The sequence below is a fragment of the Rhizobacter sp. genome, assembly GCA_021153565.1.
Classification (GTDB): domain Bacteria; phylum Pseudomonadota; class Gammaproteobacteria; order Burkholderiales; family Burkholderiaceae_C; genus Albitalea.
The window spans coordinates 1-16,177 of sequence record JAJKJU010000379.1 but is presented as its reverse complement, the minus strand read 5'-3'; the positions used below and the strand labels follow the sequence as shown (position 1 = coordinate 16,177).

Here is a 16,177-nt window from a genome sequence, read left to right as displayed (position 1 = left end):
GGCGGGGGGAGAGGGTTGGGGTGAGGGGTCTCCCAAAAATCACACCCATCTCCATCAAGGCAACCCGACGGCCTCCACCATCGCCCGCACCTGCTCGACCCCTCCCCGCCACCCGTTTGGCGATGAAGAAGGCGGGGTTGACGCAGGACAGTTTCATGTTTGATCAGAGGCCCAGGCCCCTCACCCCAGCCCTCTCCCCGAAGGGGCGAGAGAGCAGGCCAGTTCGCTGTGGCCCGCTTCGAAGTAATGCGTTGCGGCTCCCTCTCCCCCGGCGACTTCCAGAGGGAGAGGGAGTAATGTCGACACGGTCATGGCCGACCGATCAGCGTTGCTGGTCCCGCCTGGACTCCGACGCATTAACTTGTTGGCGCGCATGCGGGCGGTTTGTTGTGTGGCCGGCGCCTTCTTGTGGGACTGCATTCGTGCTCGTCGACGAGGCCGATTTGTCGAAGTGTCTGAGCACGAACACCAGCATGCAGCAAACCGCGATTGCGGCGAAGAGCGTCGTCGCAAAAGCGGCAGCGCCACCTCCGCTCGCGACAGGGCTCGGCGTGGGTTTCGCATGAGGACGCACGAGCTTTGGAACCGGGTTGGGTCGCACGACCTTGCCAGGCTTCGGCACAGCAGCCGCCCCGACCCGCAAGTGCCTTGAAGCCGCGTCGTTGCCCGATGACTGACCCACCGCAGCGGAACGATCGCCTGGGCCATTGGCAGCGAAATCCCCTCCGGCCGTTCGCGCGGATGCAATGCTGACCGCCGCCGAGGGAATTCCTGCTAAGCGCTTCTCGTCACGGGAGGAATCGTCTTCCGTAGGCTGCACTTCAGCAGGGAAGTCTTGTTGCGACACGATAAGCGCGCCCCCTTCGATGGAGACATCGACATCATCTTCATTGCGAAGCCGGAATTTGGCGTTCAAAGCTGCCGCTACGCGCCACACGATAAGGATCGCTGCGTGACTCTTGATCGGTAATTCCTTGTAGGCCTGGTGTTCAGCAGTGGCCCAATCGGCCGCAGGTCCAAGCACAGGCGGCTTGATATTTAGACTCATTGCCGGCCTTCATTCCCAATCACACCAGGTCTCGCACATTCTTCAGCACCATCGCGTCAGATGGCTGAGAGAATTTCGAGCGTGTACGAGCAGCACGTCAAAAGGCGCCTGATCTAGGCGCAAAGCGTAGCCATAGCTCGTGCTATGGCGAGCATTTGCAACGACGAGCAGGGGCCTTTTCGCGTGATGAGCGGGCATGATCGAAAAACTCTCAGCCTCTCAGTGCGTCGCCTTCGGTCCATCATCCGCATCGCCCGCATCGGCCCGAAGCATGGCCACCACCATCTCACCTACCGAGCTTCCCATGTCGAGATCGCGCGCGACCTCCCGGGGTTGCGTCGACCACTCCATGGGGGAGAGTTGAAGAAGACCTTCGGTCGAGCTTCCGAGAAACCATCCGAGCTGTTGGTTTACCGTGGCCTGGATGGTCAAAAGCTTGTCGGCCCGCAGGTGGCGGATCTCGGTTCCATCGAAGGGAAGCAGCACCTCGGGCTTTGCCTCCACACCATTTCCCACGCAGCGCGCGTGAATGCGGCAGATCGTTCCCACTGGCCCCACGAAGGTCTCCTCGGCGCGCAAGGGTGCGTCACCACGCCCCTCCAGGTCGAGATACTGCGCAAGCTCCTTGAAGAACGCTTGCAACGCATCGTTCGCACGCGGGAAACTCTGCGCATCCATGTCGAACTCTTCGAGCATACCGATGCCGGTGTCCACATACGTGTCGTGCCAACTCACAGCCCATGCATTTTCCATTGCTGCTTACTCCTCTTCATCATCGGAATCGGAAGCCTTGCCGCCGGAGGCGGAAGGGTCGGAGAGCATGCTGCTGAATAGTTGACTCTGGGCGCTGTTCAGTGCTACCTGATCGGTGGGATGGTTCGATATCTGCATGAACCCGTCGAGAGCCCCCGCGACAGGTATCGAGGGTATGGATGCGTCGATCATGAATCGTTCCTTTCCAGCAGTGTGAGCGAACTAAGACTTGTCACTTGCTACGAGCATAGAAGGCGGACTTGCGAACGTGTATAGACCCACGAAACGCCGCAAGAAAATCCGAAGCTGACAACGCTGCCCATCGCATTCACGCACGTATCCACCGGAATTCTCCGGAGCAGACGCCAGCAAACATCTCGTCGGCCGACGTGATGATCGTCTCGCGCCAGTACTTTCCGTGCTCGAAGTAATGCTGAAGCGTTTCGGCCAGCCAGTCACCGGTCACGCCACTCGTCATCGGCACTCGCACGATCAGATAAATGCATGTGCTGTCGGCATCCATGCCGAGCTGAGCCTGATCCTGCGCATAGATCGACAGATTGGCTTCCAGCATGAGCCGGAAGACACGCAACGTCCGCCCCGCCGGCACGACACCGAAGTTCAGGCTGACATACATCGCCGACGCGTCGGTCTCGTAGTTGTTTAGCATCACCTCGTAGCCGCCCGTCTCGACGCGGCCACGTTCGAGGACGCCAGCAACATCGGGCATTTGCAGCACGCCACAAAGGTCTGTCACCAAAGACTGGAAGTGCTCGTAGCTCATCTTGCCTTGACGTCCAGCGTCTCGCTGATGAAATCCATGCGGCCGATGGCCGAGCCCCGCTGGCTCGGCGTCCGCCGCAGTCTCGACTGGAGCACGACGAGAGGCAGCAGCGCGCAGCGATCTTGATCTGCTGCACTGCGGGTTTCGTCTTTGTCCCGAGCGCGCATGTCCTGGCGCGCGATGAGCAGGCTCCTCACATGCGCTATGGTGTCGTCGCGTTCGGACAGAGAGGGCGTGACGTCGCGCTCGACAAACGACTGCACGGCAAGCAGCTGTAGGTGCGAGCGAGACAGCGGCGATGACGTGGCGGCCCTTTTCCGGTCGCCGAGGACCAGAAGAAAGTCGACGAGCGCCTCTTCTCGCTCGCTGCGGGACGCATTCCGTCCATTGGCGCCGAACAACACCGCAGCGCCGGCCAAGGACAGAATCTCCGGGCTCAGGCGGTGGACTGCCGCGCCGCCTCTGGAAACAGCGGCAGCCGGCAAGGCCTGCGAGCCGCGGCCGTCTTGCGATCTGCGACTTGCTGACCAATTTTCGCCGAGGCTCAGTTCAGTGGAAGCCGCATCGGGCACATGCGACGCGCCGCTCGACCCGCGGTGGTCACCATCGCGATGGTTGTCAGAATCGTGACCGCCCTGGTCACGCGCATCGTCTTCCATCCCCGGCTGCTGCGCATCGGACAGCGGTGCGACGCCGTGGGCTTCCTCGTCGGGCGGAACCCAGTTGGATTCGTCTTCGTTGTCACTGCCCGCGAGTGCCGGGCCTCTGGCGTTGCGGCGCGGCTGCGGGCGCGGACGCAACGGCAGGTTCTTCGAGGGTCCGGGGGGCCGCTGGTGGGCTGGCCTCCCGTGTCCATGGTGGACATGCTGCGCCGGGTCTAGCGGCCGATCCGGGTTGGGCACCTCCACACCGGGATCTCCGGGGCCTCGCACAATTCTCATTTGAACATCACCCCCATCAGCTTTTCAGCGAATCGCATCAGCGTTGTTCCGGCCCACGGCGCAGTGAAAAGCACCACGACCGTCACGCAAACAAGCTTCAGGCCCTGCGCAATGCTGGAGTCCTGCAGCGATGTGATGGCCGAAATGAAAGCGACGAGCAAGCCAACGATCGACGATGTGAGTACAGCCGGAAGAGACAGCAAAAGACACAAAGTCAGTGCCTCCGAAGCCAGCTGAAGGACTGCGTCATAAGGCATGTCGTGGCTCCTTCACTGGTAGGTCAGGACAAGGCCGTGGATCAGCCGCGACCAGCCATCAAGCACAACGAACAGCAGCAACTTGAACGGAATGGCAACGTTCGTGGGCGTCACCTGCGAAAGCCCCATCGAGAGCAACACGTTCGCAATGACGAGGTCGACCACCGTGAAAGCCAGATAGATCAAGAAGCCAATCTTGAAGGCGGCCGTCAGCTCCGACAGCAAAAAGGCCGGGGCGAGCACGAGGAAATCGTCCTTCGAGAGTTTTTGTGCGCGCTCCGCCGGCCAAATGGCCAGGGCCGAGCGCTGGAAGAATGCCTTCTCGCGCTCGGCAGCGTGCTTTTGCAGAAAGCGGCGAAACGGCTCGTAGGCAGCGGTCGCGCCCTTGACCATCTGTTCCGACATCGTGGTGTTGCCATTGGGATCATTGAACTTGATTCGATCGGTGGCCTCCATGACGATCGGTGCCATCACGTAGCAACTGACGATGATCGCCACGCCATTGAGCACCATGTTCGGCGGCACCTGCTGCACGCCCAATGCGTTGCGCAGCAAACCGAGCACGATGGCAATCTTGGTGTACGAGGTCGCCACCATGGCCGCGAATGGCAGGAACCCAAGTCCCACCATCACCAGGAGCAGCGATACTGGATCTACGTTAGGCAGCGGCATGTCCGCTCCAGTTCATTTTCTCGATGCAAATGCCAAGCTGGTCGCCCACCGCGATCAACTGTCCTTTGCCGAGCACTTGCCCGTTGCAAGTCAGGCGAATCACCGCCTTCGACACTGGCACGTCCAGGGACACGATGTGCCCTGGTTTCAACGCGGCCAAGTCGTTGAGCCGCAGACTCGATGAGTCAAGCTCGAATTGAATCGGCAGCTCCAATTCGTCCATCCATTCCTCGTGATCGATCTTTTCGCTTGCCATCTCTTGCTCCATTTCATGTCTGGCCAGGTCCGATTGCAAGCGGATCTGGTTACGTTCGAACTCCAGCATGCCGCTGGCGGCCATGCAGCCACGTGCTCCCACGCGCCATTCGACCTGCAGGGGTCCCGTCCCGAGCAGCATGAGGTCGCCTGCCTCGATGGAACGAAGGACTTCTTTATTGAGCATCCGCCAGCCGAAGATGCATCTCCCGCGCAGCCTCAGGCCGTGCAGGGCCTGAGGCACCGGCACGGTACGTCCGCGAAGCTCTTCGCTTGCGAACAGGCCGAAGCCCCCGTCGACCTCGATGAGCCGCATCAACATGCCCGCGACGTCGACAACAGGCGCGAACCGGGCCTGAATCACGTCGCCAGGCGCGAGCGACACTTTGCGAACCCTGAGACCCAAGGGGTCGACCCGCCATTGCTTGGCGATGCCATCGATGATTTCACTGGCGAGGTCGCGTGCGGTGCTTTGGCGTGCAGGGTGCTGGGCGAGCCGAGCGATCAGCGACAGCGCAACGGAGTCCCGCGGGTCGACCTCGACACTGAGATCGCCGGCCAGCGAACTCAACTCGATGCGAAGCGGCATCGACCGAGTCGTTGGCTTGCCAATGCGCACGGGTCGCCCTCCCAGAAGGCTGCAGATGACATCGGCAAACCTCGCATCGAAGGACACGCGGGCCGCAGCTGCCGTCGGAAGCGGCACGCGCGGCAGCATCCGCTCCAGCGCGGCGGCACCGGCTAACGAGTTGGCATGAGCGGCGTTTCTGTCCATGTTCCGTTTCACTCGAGATCGATGTCGATCTGGCCCTTCATTTCGAGTGTGTCCTCGAGGGAGCGCTGCAAGACCGGCGAATGTTCTGAAATTAACCGCACCGACTCCGGCGACTGTGTGAAAAAGCGAAGACTCATTCGCTCAAGCGAAGCGCGGATTCGAAGCTCAGTGTCGGGAAGTACCTCGGGGTCCATTGGCAGATGTATCGACCATGACTCGAAGGAACGGCTGCGGTGACGCATAGCCCCGACTCCTTGCGCCAACTCCTTGAACCACGCTTCCATCTCGCCCGCGGGCGCAGGGGCCGCACATTCCCCGACGCGCTGGCTGCTGTGCCCTCGCCGATCATCGGCGTCGCTCATGGGTGGCTGAGATCGCTTCGCGGAACCGATGCTGTCGATGCCGTCTCGCACGCGTTGGCGCTGCGATAGCGGCTCAACACCATGTGGCGGCTCCTTCGCCTCTGCCTTTCCCTTCGCCTCTTCCTCTGCCCGCACGCCTTTGTCGGCCTGGCCTTCAAATCCGGGCGGAAGCGGTTCAGCATCACATGGCGGTTCCTCTTCCTCCCGGCACACGGATGCATCGGGCGTGCGGTCATATCCGCCCTCTCCATCGGGCGATGGGTCAAAGTCACCGCTCTCCTCTTCCTCGCAAGCATCCTTGTATTGAGCTTGTTCAAAATACGAGGCCGGGCGTCGCGTCGAGCTTCCCCGCCACGACAAATTCAGAATTTGTGCAAAGGCATTCGCTGCATTCGGAAGGGCTCGTTCTCCAGCCTGCCGTCGCGCGAGCTGCTCGGCGGCCTCATCGTTGGCGTCCGCTGCGGTTCTTCTAACCATGTCGTTCATTTAGACCACCACTTGCCCGATCGGTCGCAGCTCGACCATGTTGCCGAGTTCCTGGAATGAATACACGCCCAGCCAGCCAATGCGCGGCTCGATCATCTTTCTCACGTAGCGCCTGATGTCCATCGACGTCACCATGGCCACGCCTTTGCGCTGCTTTTCTCCCGCGATGCGAATGATCTGGTCAATGAGCGCGGCAGAAGCGTCGGCGCTGATCGCAAGGAAGTTACCCGCAGGCGTCGGCTTTATCGACTGGCGGATCAACTGCTCGGCCTCTTGGTCCATCAGGATCGCCTCGACAGCCGGCAAGCCCCCCGATGCCTTGTAGGCCAGATAGCGCCCCAGCTCGCCGCGAATGTATTCGGTCAGCAGCAGCATGTCTTTCTCCTTGGGCCCCCACACGATCAGTCCTTCGAGAATGGCGCGCACGTTTCGAACGGGCACTTGCTCTTCAAGAAGACGCCGCAGCACTTCGGCAATTCTCTGTGCGGGAAGAATCTTCTGAACTTCGGTCACGAGGCCCGGATACTCGCCGGAGACGCGCTCCAGAACCCACTGCACTTCCTGCACACCCATGAACATGCTGGCGTTCTGTTGAAGCGCAGCAGTGACGTGACGGGCAATGACGCGCTCGATGCCGATCACGTCGCGCCGCGTATCCTCATTGACTTCGCTTGGCTCTACCCAGAGCGTCTCTTCCTTGTCCAGCATCGGCCCATGCCGCTGCGCCTTGGCGGCCAGCGTTGACTCTTCGTTCTCGAGCAGGAATAGCTGCCCCGGCAGGCTCACCTCCTTGGTCGGCACGTCATTCAAGAGAACGTCGAAACCGAGACCGCGGAGTTGGGCCGAGAGGAACATCGCCACGCCGGGAAACGGCAGGCCGAGTTGTTCCTGAAGGTGTTGCCGCTCTTTGGTGATGGCCTCGTCGAGCGCATCAGCCTCGAGCAAGAGGCCGAGCTCCCTGGACATGCGCACTGCGAGCGGCTTGGCGAACAAAGGGGGGTCCAAGCGGATCGATGGGGCCTCGCCTTTGCCCCCGTCGCGCTGCAAGGCGGCAATGGGCTTGGAGATCGCCACCTGCTCCAGCTTGCGACGCCGCCTGTCCAACATAAAACCGGTTCCCGACAGCGCACCTGCAAGCGCCAGGAACTGGACGGCTGGGAAGCCCGGCACGAGCGCAAAGGCCGTCACGAGTCCTGACGCCATGTACATCGATCGAACATTGCTCGTGATCTGCAGGGCGATTTCCTGCCCGAGCGAGCGCGGGCGTTTTTCTTCATCTGAGACCCGGGTAATCAGCACACCGGCAGCCACGCAGATGAATAGCGAGGCGATCTGCGAAACCATTGCATCGCCAATCGAAAGCACGGCAAAGCGGGCTGCCGCCTCACCCGCCGTCATGCTGTGGTACATCACACCCACAACGATACCGCCTACCAAGTTGACCATCGTGATGATCAGTCCCGCGATCGTGTCGCCCTTCACGAACTTCATCGCACCGTCCATGCCACCGTGCATCTGGCTCTCCATGGCAAGGTGAGCGCGCTTGCGCCTGGCTTCGTCGCCTGTCAGCAGGCCGGCGCGCAAATCCGCGTCGATGCTCATCTGCTTGCCCGGCATGGCATCGAGCGTGAAGCGCGCGCCGACTTCCGCGACGCGCTCCGACCCTTTTGAAATCACGATGAACTGGACGATCGTGATGATGAGAAACACGACGATGCCCACCACGAGGTTGCCGCCGACGACAAGTTCACCGAAGGTCTCGATCAAGTGACCGGCATCGGCATGCAAGAGAATGGATTTGGTCGATGCAATGTTGAGTGACAGCCGGAACAGCGTCGTGAACAAGAGCAACGATGGAAACGTCGACAAGGCAATCGCGTTCGGTATGAACAGCGTCGTCATCAGGAGCAGAATGCTTGCCGCAATGTTCACCGCAAGCAGGGTATCGATCGCGAAAGTCGGCAACGGAAGAATCATCAGGCTGATGATCGCGACGACGAGCCCGCCCATTGCGAGGTCATTGCCAATGCCATTGCTCGTACCGAACCTGAAGAAAGACATAAAGAATCCCTTTTAAGTGCGGGGGGCGGGCAATTTGGAGCCGCCCTTCACAAACTGGACCCAGCGCAAGACGGCCGCGACAGCATCGAACAGTTTCTCTGGAATGCTTGCCTGCAGTGGCAGCGTGAACAGCGCGCGGGCAAGCGACGGCTGGCTCACGACCGGCACGTTGTGCTCTTCGGCAATCATTCGAATGAGCAATGCCTCGCCATCGACACCCTTGGCGACCACGATGGGAAGCGCGGTTTCTCCAGCCTTGTATCGAATCGCCACTGCGTAGTGCGTCGGGTTGGTCACAACGACAGAGGCACCAGGCACAGCTTGCTTGGGCGTCGCGGAATTCGCCATCTCATGGGCGAGTTGCTTGCGCTTGCCCTTGAGCTGAGGATCACCCTCCGATTCCTTGTGCTCCCGCTTGACCTCGTCCTTCGACATCTTCTGGTCTTTGATGAACAGGTACTTTTGCAGGCCGAAGTCGACAGGTCCGATGACAAAGAAGACAAGCAGCACGCCGCCAAGGACTTTCATGACTGCAGCCCATCCGACCGCGACGATCGCCGGTGCAGTGAGATAGGCCGAGCCCATCAGCAGCGGCAGGAGGCCGCGAATCACGGTCCACAAGACGGCCACGATGGCAATCGCCTTGATGATGGTCTTGATGAACTCGATCACCGACTTCATCGAGATGAGCTTCTTCAAGCCACTGGCAGGATTGACCTTGTCAAACTTGGGCGTCAGCGGCTCGAAGGTGATGTTCAAGCCGATCTGGGCTGCCTGCCCGATGATGCCCGCAAGAAACGACACGCCGATGAATGGCAATAGTGTCACGATCCCATCAACCACGGTGGCCGCAAGCATCGGCGTGAGCTGAGTATCGGAATCCGTCTTGCCTATCGAGTCGAGCATTCGCGAGATGATGGCCATGATGCGATCAGCCGCCATGCCGCCCGCCGAAGAAAGGCAAATGGTCATCGCAAGCAAGCTCAAGGCCGTCCCCATATCCTGGCTCTTGGGGTGCTGGCCCTGCTTCTTCGCATCCTCCAGCTTCTTGTGGGTCGGTTCTTCGGTCTTTTCGTCGGACATCTCAGCGCCTCTGAAGCGGTAGACCGCGTTGTGTTGATGCTTTTGACGACGCATTCATGACCGAATGCGCATCGTCGGTTGCGTCCAATCTAGAGGCGTCCGCAGAAGTCACTGACCGGCGGCGCGAAATCGTGGCGCTGAATGCGAAATTTTTTGGATTCGCATCGCAACGCGTTCGGGCCATGCGTTTCGGCCCGGATGTTCAGTTTCGCGAAAAAATTGATTGGCATGTTTGTTCGTGCGAAGAAGCAACGTCGGATTGTTGAGACTTTTTTCGCACCGGGTTCTTAAGCTCTCTTCACTTGATCGCTGATCACTGCAAGTAGGAGAGACTGATGCAAATCTCGTTGGCGTTGAGCGTCGTTCGCTGCCGGGCTGGGTGCCCGGCATCGACCGACCTGATCCTTCGTGGACAACTGAGCGAGGCAGTGAAGGTTGGAACGCAGCGCCTGAACAGACTGCAAATTTCGGGCGGCGCCATGGAGCGCGCACTGCTTGGTCAGATGCTGGGACGCACGCTCATCGCGCTGGGACGTGAGCAGGAAGCACAGGAAATCCTGCAGGAAATGCGCAAGGTCTACGACACGGTGTCCAAGCAATGGGTGCGCTGGTTCGCATCGCTGGACCAGGGTTGGACCTTCCTGGGCCAAAATCGTGCAGGACGTGCGATCGAGTGCTTTCGCTCGGTGATCGACGACCCCGACGTGCCCGCCGACATCGCCATCGAAACGCTGAACTGCATGGCCGATGCGCTGCACTCTTTGGGCGAGTCCAGGCGCGGCATGATCTGCATCGAGGCAGCTCTCGAGCGTTGCTATAGGGCAGGACTCTCCGAGATCGCCGAACTGGTCGATTGCCATCGTCTGGAGTTGCTCGTGATGCAGGCAGCGCGTCAGTCGAATGAACTCTCAGACCATGTGCTTGCGACGAGCTATCGCGAACGCGCCGATTCGGTTCCCGATCCGTCCTCGCTGCGCCGTGAACTGGTCGAGCGCGAGCAATCGCTGGAATGCGCGGAACTCGTGACGCAGCGTCTGCATCACCTTCAACTGATGCTGACCTGCCTTGCTGGGGGCGGCACCTCGCCGAAGTTCACCGAGGTCCTCGCATGGCTCAAGGAGCGCCGGCTCGCGGGCCTCGAATCCAACGCACGCATCGACAGCGCGATGGCCCTTCTCGCCGCAAATTCCCCGCGTGCAGCGAGCGAAGCACTCGGCACGCTTGTACACACCGAAGCGCAGACTCGCCAGAGTCGATATGCCATGGACCTGCACTACTGCATGTCGAAGCTCTATCAAGTGCAAGGCCAGATGAACGATTCCATCCGCGCCTACAAGCAGCACGTTGAGCAGGCGGTCTACGTGATCCGCCGCGACTACTCGCAAGCAGCAACGCTTTCTTCCTCGCTTTCTCCCTCGCCTGCCTCCAGCGAGACGGCCGAAACGGCCGATGCGGCAAGACTGAGACTGCCGCTGAAATACCGTTGTGCATACCAGTTCATCGTCGAAAACATCACCGACAACGCTCTGTCCGTAAAACACGTTGCGGCACATGCCGGTGTGACCGAGCGTTCATTGCAGCTCGCATTCCGTGCGCATCTGGGCATGACGCCCGCTGAATTCATCCGAAAACGCCGCATGGAATGCATTCGTGGCGAATTGCAATCCACCGGCTCCATCGGCGCGAAGGTCAGCGTTCTGGACGTGGCCGCGCGCTGGGGCGTGAGAAATCGCTCGACGCTCGCCCAGAACTACCGCCAGATCTATGCTGAAACCCCATTCGAGACCTTGCACGGCAAGACCCGAATGACAGGTAGCGAAAAATGAACGCGGGCAGCGTGTTGCCGGCCTTCGGGCGCAAAGCTGGCTGCATCGCCATCGCCATTGCGCTGGCCGCACCGATGCCTGTGTTTTCTCAGCGATCGCTTGCACCCGTGGACGGCAGCATCGTCTCGAACGAGCTGCCTCGAGGATTGGGGCGCTTCATCTACAAGGCCGATGGCAAGCGCTTGTCCGATGTCTTGAGTGACTTCGCCGCCGCGCAAAGCGCGCCGGCAATAGTGGATGCTCGCGTGGAAGGCGTCGTCAGCGGCAACTTCGCCACCTCGCCGCGCGAATTCCTCGACGGCATCAGCCGCGCCTATTCGCTGATGTGGTACTTCGACGGAACCGCCTTCTATTTCTACCCGTCCAGCGCGATCCAGAGCAGGATCTTCCGGCTCAAGGGCTACAGCCGAAAGCAGGTGGTCGAACTTCTCGATTCACTCCACCTGTCAAGCTCGCGCTACCCGATCCGCTTCGATCCGGCCAACAGCACGCTGCTGGTGTACGGCCCGCCGCGTCACGTCGAACTCGTCGGACTCGCGATCGAGTCGCTTGACATCGGCGCCATCGAAGGCAACAAGCGCATCGCTCGCGTGTATGCGCTTCGCTACGCGTCGGCAGGCGACCGGCAGATGGGGTCGACCATCGTGCCCGGGATCGTTTCGACCCTGCAGTCGGTGTTCGGCGCCGGGAACAAGACTGCTTCAAAGATCGGAGGGCCCGCCCACCGCGAAGGTGCTCGCCAGTTGTCGCCGGTGGAAAAGGTCATGCAGTCCGTGGTCAACAACAACAAATCATCGAAGATGTTGCCCGACTTCAGCTCGTCCGAGAGCAATGGTGCGACCGACAAGGCGGGCTCGATCGCTACACCGCGCAGCGTGCGCAGTCCCGTTGGCGAAGACATGGATGAGGACACCCCGATTTTCGAGGCCGATGAAGGCTCCAACTCTGTCATCGTCTATGCGAAGGCCCGCCGCATGGAGCAGTACGAACAGCTCATCAGAAAACTCGACGTGCAACCCACGCTCGTGGAGATCGAGGCGACAGTCATCGACGTCAGTACCGACAGCCTCAAGAAAATCGGCATCGACTGGTCGCTTGGCGGCAAACGAGCGCAAATCTCACTCACCTCGCCCGAAAGCTCCGGGGGCGCAGCGTTGAATAGTGGCATCAGCGGCACACCGTTCCAGATCAGCACGCTCGTGGGCAATGCAGGACGTGAGCTGCTGGCGCGCATCCAGGCGCTTGAGGGCGACGGCCGCGCGCGCGTCGTTTCCAAGCCGCGAGTGCTGGGCTTCGCGAACCGGCCCGCCGTCATGACCGACAAGCGCATCGCCAATGTGCGAGTGTCGGGCAACCTCGAAGCGAATCTCTTCCAGGTCGAAGCTGGAACCATGCTCCAGATCACCCCGCAAGTGGCCAAGGGGACATATGGCCTGCCACCGCAGATCAAGCTTTCGCTCTACATCGAAGACGGCTCCTTTGAATCGGCGATCGTCGACCAGGTTCCTGTGGTCAAGAAGACGGAGATCCGCACAGAGGCACGCGTCAACGAAGGCGAAAGCCTGCTCATCGGCGGCATCAGCGTCGAGGCGGACCACGATGGCACCACCGGCGTGCCGTTTCTGAAGGACATTCCATACATCGGCGCCCTATTCCGCACCACCTCACAGCGTCGCGCCCGCATGGAACGTATGTTCCTGCTCACACCGAGAGTCATCGCCACTGCAGAAACCGCAGGCGCCACGGCCACCGTGCCGCCCGAAGGGGTCATGCCTGCGGCGTCATCGGCGTTGGCCGCGTCCGCCCCTGCCGTCGCCCCTGCCGTCGCCCCTGCCGTCGCCCCTGCCGTCGCCCCTGCCGCGATCGAGCGTCCCTTGGCATCCAAGGACACGATACCGCGAGCAGCCGACGTCACGTCATCGAACCCTCGACCACGCAGCGAAGACGAGTGCCTTGCGAACCTTCTTGGGCGGATCTCATCGGGCGCCGGCCCGGTGTTTGGCCCGCACCCTGAGCGACAGCAGCCGACGAAGGCCGCCCAAGGCCGCACGGCGTCCGGCTCGTCCGAATCGTGCCGTTGATGGTTTCGCAAATCATGAAACAGCTTCGCATTCTCACCGGGAGACATGCAGGCACGGACCTAACCTTGTCTACAGGACGCTACAGGATTTCATCTGATCCCGAAGCGGACATTCAGATCATCGATTGGACGGACGAAGAACTGAACTTGGAGGTGTCGCAAAGCGGCGAAGACATGAGCACAGCAACTTTCACTTTGGGAACATCAGAACATGCAGGCGTGTTCGTCGATTTCGTCCCGAACAAGTTCGCTGAGATCGTCCTTTGCCTCGGTTCGGTCTTGCGCGAGCAGTGGCCATCGGACATCACTCTGCTGCAGCGCTTGCTCGACCCCCGGGCCACCGCCACCGACACCGACACCGCCGTAGATGCACCAGCGGAAGAACCCACTGCCGAGCCAGCACAACAGCCCACACCTCGTGACAGGCGCCGCTGGATGCCCTGGGCGGCCGTCGCAGCGGCAGTGGTCATGGCGGGCGGCTTCTACGCCGTCGTGAGCAGTGCCGCCCGAGCGGCGAAAGAGCGCGAGCCCAAAGAGTCCCCCATCGCCAAAGCTCAGCGGGCCATTGAGCGAAGCGGCGTTCACGGCGTCATCGCGAAAACAATGCCCAAAGGCGTCGTCGTGGAAGGCATGCTCGCAAGCGGCGCCGAAGTGGCCAGGCTGCGCGCAGAACTCGCGGAGTTTCCGGCCGGCGCGATCCAGCACCGCTACGCCGCAGCCAGCGAGATCGCCCAGAACATTTCAGAGGCACTCGGCGCTCCGGGCATTCGTGTCTCGTACGTCTCGAAGGGAGACTTCCTCGTCACGGGCGAGGCGGTCTACGCGAAAAAGCTTCAGAGCGATGCCCAACGGCTGGTGAACGACCTCGCACCGCTGGTCCGCTCCATTCAAGTCACGGTAACCGATCTGCCACCACCGCAAAAGATGCCCACTGGCGCAATGCTTCAGGCAGACGGCATGGAGTACGTCCAGAGCCGCGACGGGACGAAATACGTCTCGATTTCAACCGCGCCCGTATTGGAGTTGAAGAACTCTGAGAGTGGGCAATCCAACCGCAGTGTGAACACTGAAACTCAAGGAGTGAAACATGAGTGATACCGCAGCCGAGCAATCCATCTTCGGCGACATGAGCGAGCTCGAAAAGACTCTTTCCCAGGACTTCACGGGCGACAAGGTCAGAGCCATGGTTGAGTACTTCCAAGGGATCGTCGAAGCGACGCAGCGCATGCTGACCACTGCCCGCGAGACAAACCAGCGCCATCTCATCAACCAACTTCTGTCCGGCTTCCAGGCCGCTGAACGCGTGGTCCGCCAAATCTGGGAAACGATTCACGGCACCGTGCTCGTGATGTGAATTCGCCCCTGATTTCCATTCCACCAACCTCGAGGAACACCATGGAAAAAGACACTGACACTGGCGGCAACATGTACCGCGAATTGATGGCGGTCGGACTTCTGGGCACGCTCTACCGTGCGACCGAAGATGCCGAGATCATCAACAACGTGGTCGAATCAACTTTGGCCACTCCGTCGCAATACCGCATCTGCAGAGCCGTCGTGAGCGGCATGGCTGGCAACGCAGCGGTCGCAAAGGGCAGCCTGAGCGCTCACGTCGAAGCGAACCCCGATGACGAGGTGGCCCGCTTGGCTCTCGCTCTCTCCCTTGCTCTTGCTGGCGACGCGGAAGGTAAGCGCGCGATCGAAGGCCTTCTCGTCACGACCGACGACATGGGCATTAGACAGACAGCCAACGCGATGCTCGAACACATTCAACGCGAGCCCGCGCTTCTGAACTGAATGCGCGCTTTGACCGACGAGCGAGCAGTTTCAAGACCAGTCGGCAATCTCGCAGCGAAAGCTGCTTTCATTTACTCAATTAAAGAGGAAATCAAATGGATCCCACATCAGGCGCCATGGTCCCTTACAGCCCCCCAACCCCGGGTCTCGACATGGATGGCGTTCACGGCTCAAGCGTTAAAGCAGCCGGCGAATCCCTTTCGGCTGGCAAGGACGCGGAAATGCGTGCCTTTGCTGACGCGATCGCAAAGAATTGGAAGGCTGGAGCTGACTCGGTTAAGAACCTTTCGGGTTGATAGGCTTAGCTATGTGACATAGGCAAACAAGCCTGTTCGTCGAATCAATTCATTGAGAGGAGTTTCACATGTTACCGTTCTTGATTGGAGCAGCAGCAGGAGCTGCGCTCTATAACAATAGTCAGCATTCGGACTACGGATCCCGCCCTTTCGGGCAGATGTTTTCACCGTGCTGTGGCCAAGCGCCGTTCTCCAACTTCATGCAGAACTGTGCGAGCGGCCTGCCGCAATTGGCGATGTCCGCCTTGATTCCGCCCCAGTATCAAATGGGTGCCCAGTTCTTGATGGGCGCAGGTCAGCTGATGCAGCAATTGAATCAGCGGCTCCAGTACGGCTGCCAGATGGGTTCGCCGTACGGACAAATGGGCATGTCGCCGTACGGACAAATGGGCATGTCGCCGTACGGACAAATGGGCATGTCGCCGTACGGACAAATGGGCATGTCGCCGTACAGCATGTACAACATGGGCATGCAGCCTTCGACTCTGGCCACCCTGCAGGCCATCAATTCCATGCTGGGCCGACCGAGCCCATTCCCTTTTGGGCAACCGTCGTTTGGCATGGGACCTCAGGTCGGCGTGTCGGTCAACAATGGCGGGCCGATGATGGGCATGGGACCTCAGGTCGGCGTGTCGGTCAACAACAATGGCGGCATGCCCTACAACCCCATGGGCTCGATGATGGGCATGGGACCTCAGGTC

Annotated in this window: 17 protein-coding genes; 6 read left to right on the top strand and 11 right to left on the bottom strand. The window is 60.5% G+C overall.

Annotated features, from left to right (window positions below):
- Positions 1–322 precede the first annotated feature (322 nt).
- From AC30NL_RS23240 to sctU, 11 genes are all read right to left on the bottom strand, one after another.
- Positions 323–1,048 (bottom strand): hypothetical protein, encoded by a 726-nt coding sequence (locus AC30NL_RS23240; protein ID WP_489466348.1) that lies wholly within the window; start codon positions 1,046–1,048, stop codon positions 323–325.
- A gap of 219 nt (positions 1,049–1,267) precedes the next feature.
- Positions 1,268–1,801: a hypothetical protein gene (locus tag AC30NL_RS23235; protein ID WP_489466347.1), complete on the bottom strand. Its 534-nt coding sequence runs from the start codon at positions 1,799–1,801 to the stop codon at positions 1,268–1,270.
- 6 nt (positions 1,802–1,807) lie between these two features.
- Positions 1,808–1,993, bottom strand: coding sequence for a hypothetical protein (locus AC30NL_RS23230; RefSeq protein ID WP_489466346.1), 186 nt, complete (start codon positions 1,991–1,993; stop codon positions 1,808–1,810).
- Between the two features lie 136 nt (positions 1,994–2,129).
- The gene (locus AC30NL_RS23225) at positions 2,130–2,585 is read right to left on the bottom strand and encodes a type III secretion system chaperone family protein (protein ID WP_489466345.1); all 456 of its coding nucleotides are present in this window, start codon (positions 2,583–2,585) and stop codon (positions 2,130–2,132) included.
- Positions 2,582–3,385 carry a hypothetical protein gene (locus AC30NL_RS23220; RefSeq protein ID WP_489466344.1) on the bottom strand — a complete coding sequence of 268 codons (804 nt, stop codon included), beginning with the start codon at positions 3,383–3,385 and terminating at the stop codon, positions 2,582–2,584. Before AC30NL_RS23220 ends, AC30NL_RS23225 begins: the two co-directional genes overlap by 4 nt.
- A 137-nt stretch (positions 3,386–3,522) precedes the next feature.
- Complete coding sequence (gene sctS, locus AC30NL_RS23215) at positions 3,523–3,783, bottom strand: type III secretion system export apparatus subunit SctS (protein ID WP_489466343.1); 261 nt, start codon at positions 3,781–3,783, stop codon at positions 3,523–3,525.
- Positions 3,784–3,795: 12 nt separating this feature from the next.
- Entirely contained in the window at positions 3,796–4,455 is a 660-nt protein-coding gene (gene sctR / locus AC30NL_RS23210; protein WP_489466342.1) for a type III secretion system export apparatus subunit SctR, read from the bottom strand.
- The gene (locus AC30NL_RS23205; RefSeq protein ID WP_489466341.1) at positions 4,442–5,485 is read right to left on the bottom strand and encodes a FliM/FliN family flagellar motor switch protein; all 1,044 of its coding nucleotides are present in this window, start codon (positions 5,483–5,485) and stop codon (positions 4,442–4,444) included. The genes sctR and AC30NL_RS23205 overlap by 14 nt, the downstream gene beginning before the upstream one ends.
- An 8-nt stretch (positions 5,486–5,493) precedes the next feature.
- Positions 5,494–6,324 (bottom strand): type III secretion HpaP family protein, encoded by an 831-nt coding sequence (locus tag AC30NL_RS23200; RefSeq protein WP_489466340.1) that lies wholly within the window; start codon positions 6,322–6,324, stop codon positions 5,494–5,496.
- A gap of 9 nt (positions 6,325–6,333) precedes the next feature.
- Positions 6,334–8,394 (bottom strand): type III secretion system export apparatus subunit SctV, encoded by a 2,061-nt coding sequence (gene sctV, locus AC30NL_RS23195; RefSeq protein ID WP_489466339.1) that lies wholly within the window; start codon positions 8,392–8,394, stop codon positions 6,334–6,336.
- 12 nt (positions 8,395–8,406) lie between these two features.
- The gene (gene sctU, locus AC30NL_RS23190) at positions 8,407–9,477 is read right to left on the bottom strand and encodes a type III secretion system export apparatus subunit SctU (RefSeq protein WP_489466338.1); all 1,071 of its coding nucleotides are present in this window, start codon (positions 9,475–9,477) and stop codon (positions 8,407–8,409) included.
- Positions 9,478–9,812: 335 nt separating this feature from the next.
- On the opposite strand from sctU, the gene AC30NL_RS23185 reads away from it, so the two are divergent.
- From AC30NL_RS23185 to AC30NL_RS23160, 6 genes are all read left to right on the top strand, one after another.
- Positions 9,813–11,303, top strand: a complete 1,491-nt coding sequence (locus AC30NL_RS23185) for a helix-turn-helix transcriptional regulator (RefSeq protein ID WP_489466337.1) — start codon at positions 9,813–9,815, stop codon at positions 11,301–11,303.
- Entirely contained in the window at positions 11,300–13,384 is a 2,085-nt protein-coding gene (sctC, locus tag AC30NL_RS23180) for a type III secretion system outer membrane ring subunit SctC (protein WP_489466336.1), read from the top strand. The genes AC30NL_RS23185 and sctC overlap by 4 nt, the downstream gene beginning before the upstream one ends.
- 14 nt (positions 13,385–13,398) lie before the next feature.
- On the top strand, positions 13,399–14,478 hold the full coding sequence (locus AC30NL_RS23175) for a hypothetical protein (RefSeq protein WP_489466335.1): 1,080 nt from the start codon (positions 13,399–13,401) through the stop codon (positions 14,476–14,478).
- Positions 14,471–14,737: a hypothetical protein gene (locus AC30NL_RS23170; RefSeq protein WP_489466334.1), complete on the top strand. Its 267-nt coding sequence runs from the start codon at positions 14,471–14,473 to the stop codon at positions 14,735–14,737. The genes AC30NL_RS23175 and AC30NL_RS23170 overlap by 8 nt, the downstream gene beginning before the upstream one ends.
- 41 nt (positions 14,738–14,778) lie before the next feature.
- The gene (locus AC30NL_RS23165) at positions 14,779–15,180 is read left to right on the top strand and encodes a hypothetical protein (protein ID WP_489466333.1); all 402 of its coding nucleotides are present in this window, start codon (positions 14,779–14,781) and stop codon (positions 15,178–15,180) included.
- 364 nt (positions 15,181–15,544) lie between these two features.
- On the top strand, positions 15,545–16,177 hold a 633-nt coding region (locus tag AC30NL_RS23160; protein ID WP_489466332.1), incomplete at its 3' end, for a hypothetical protein.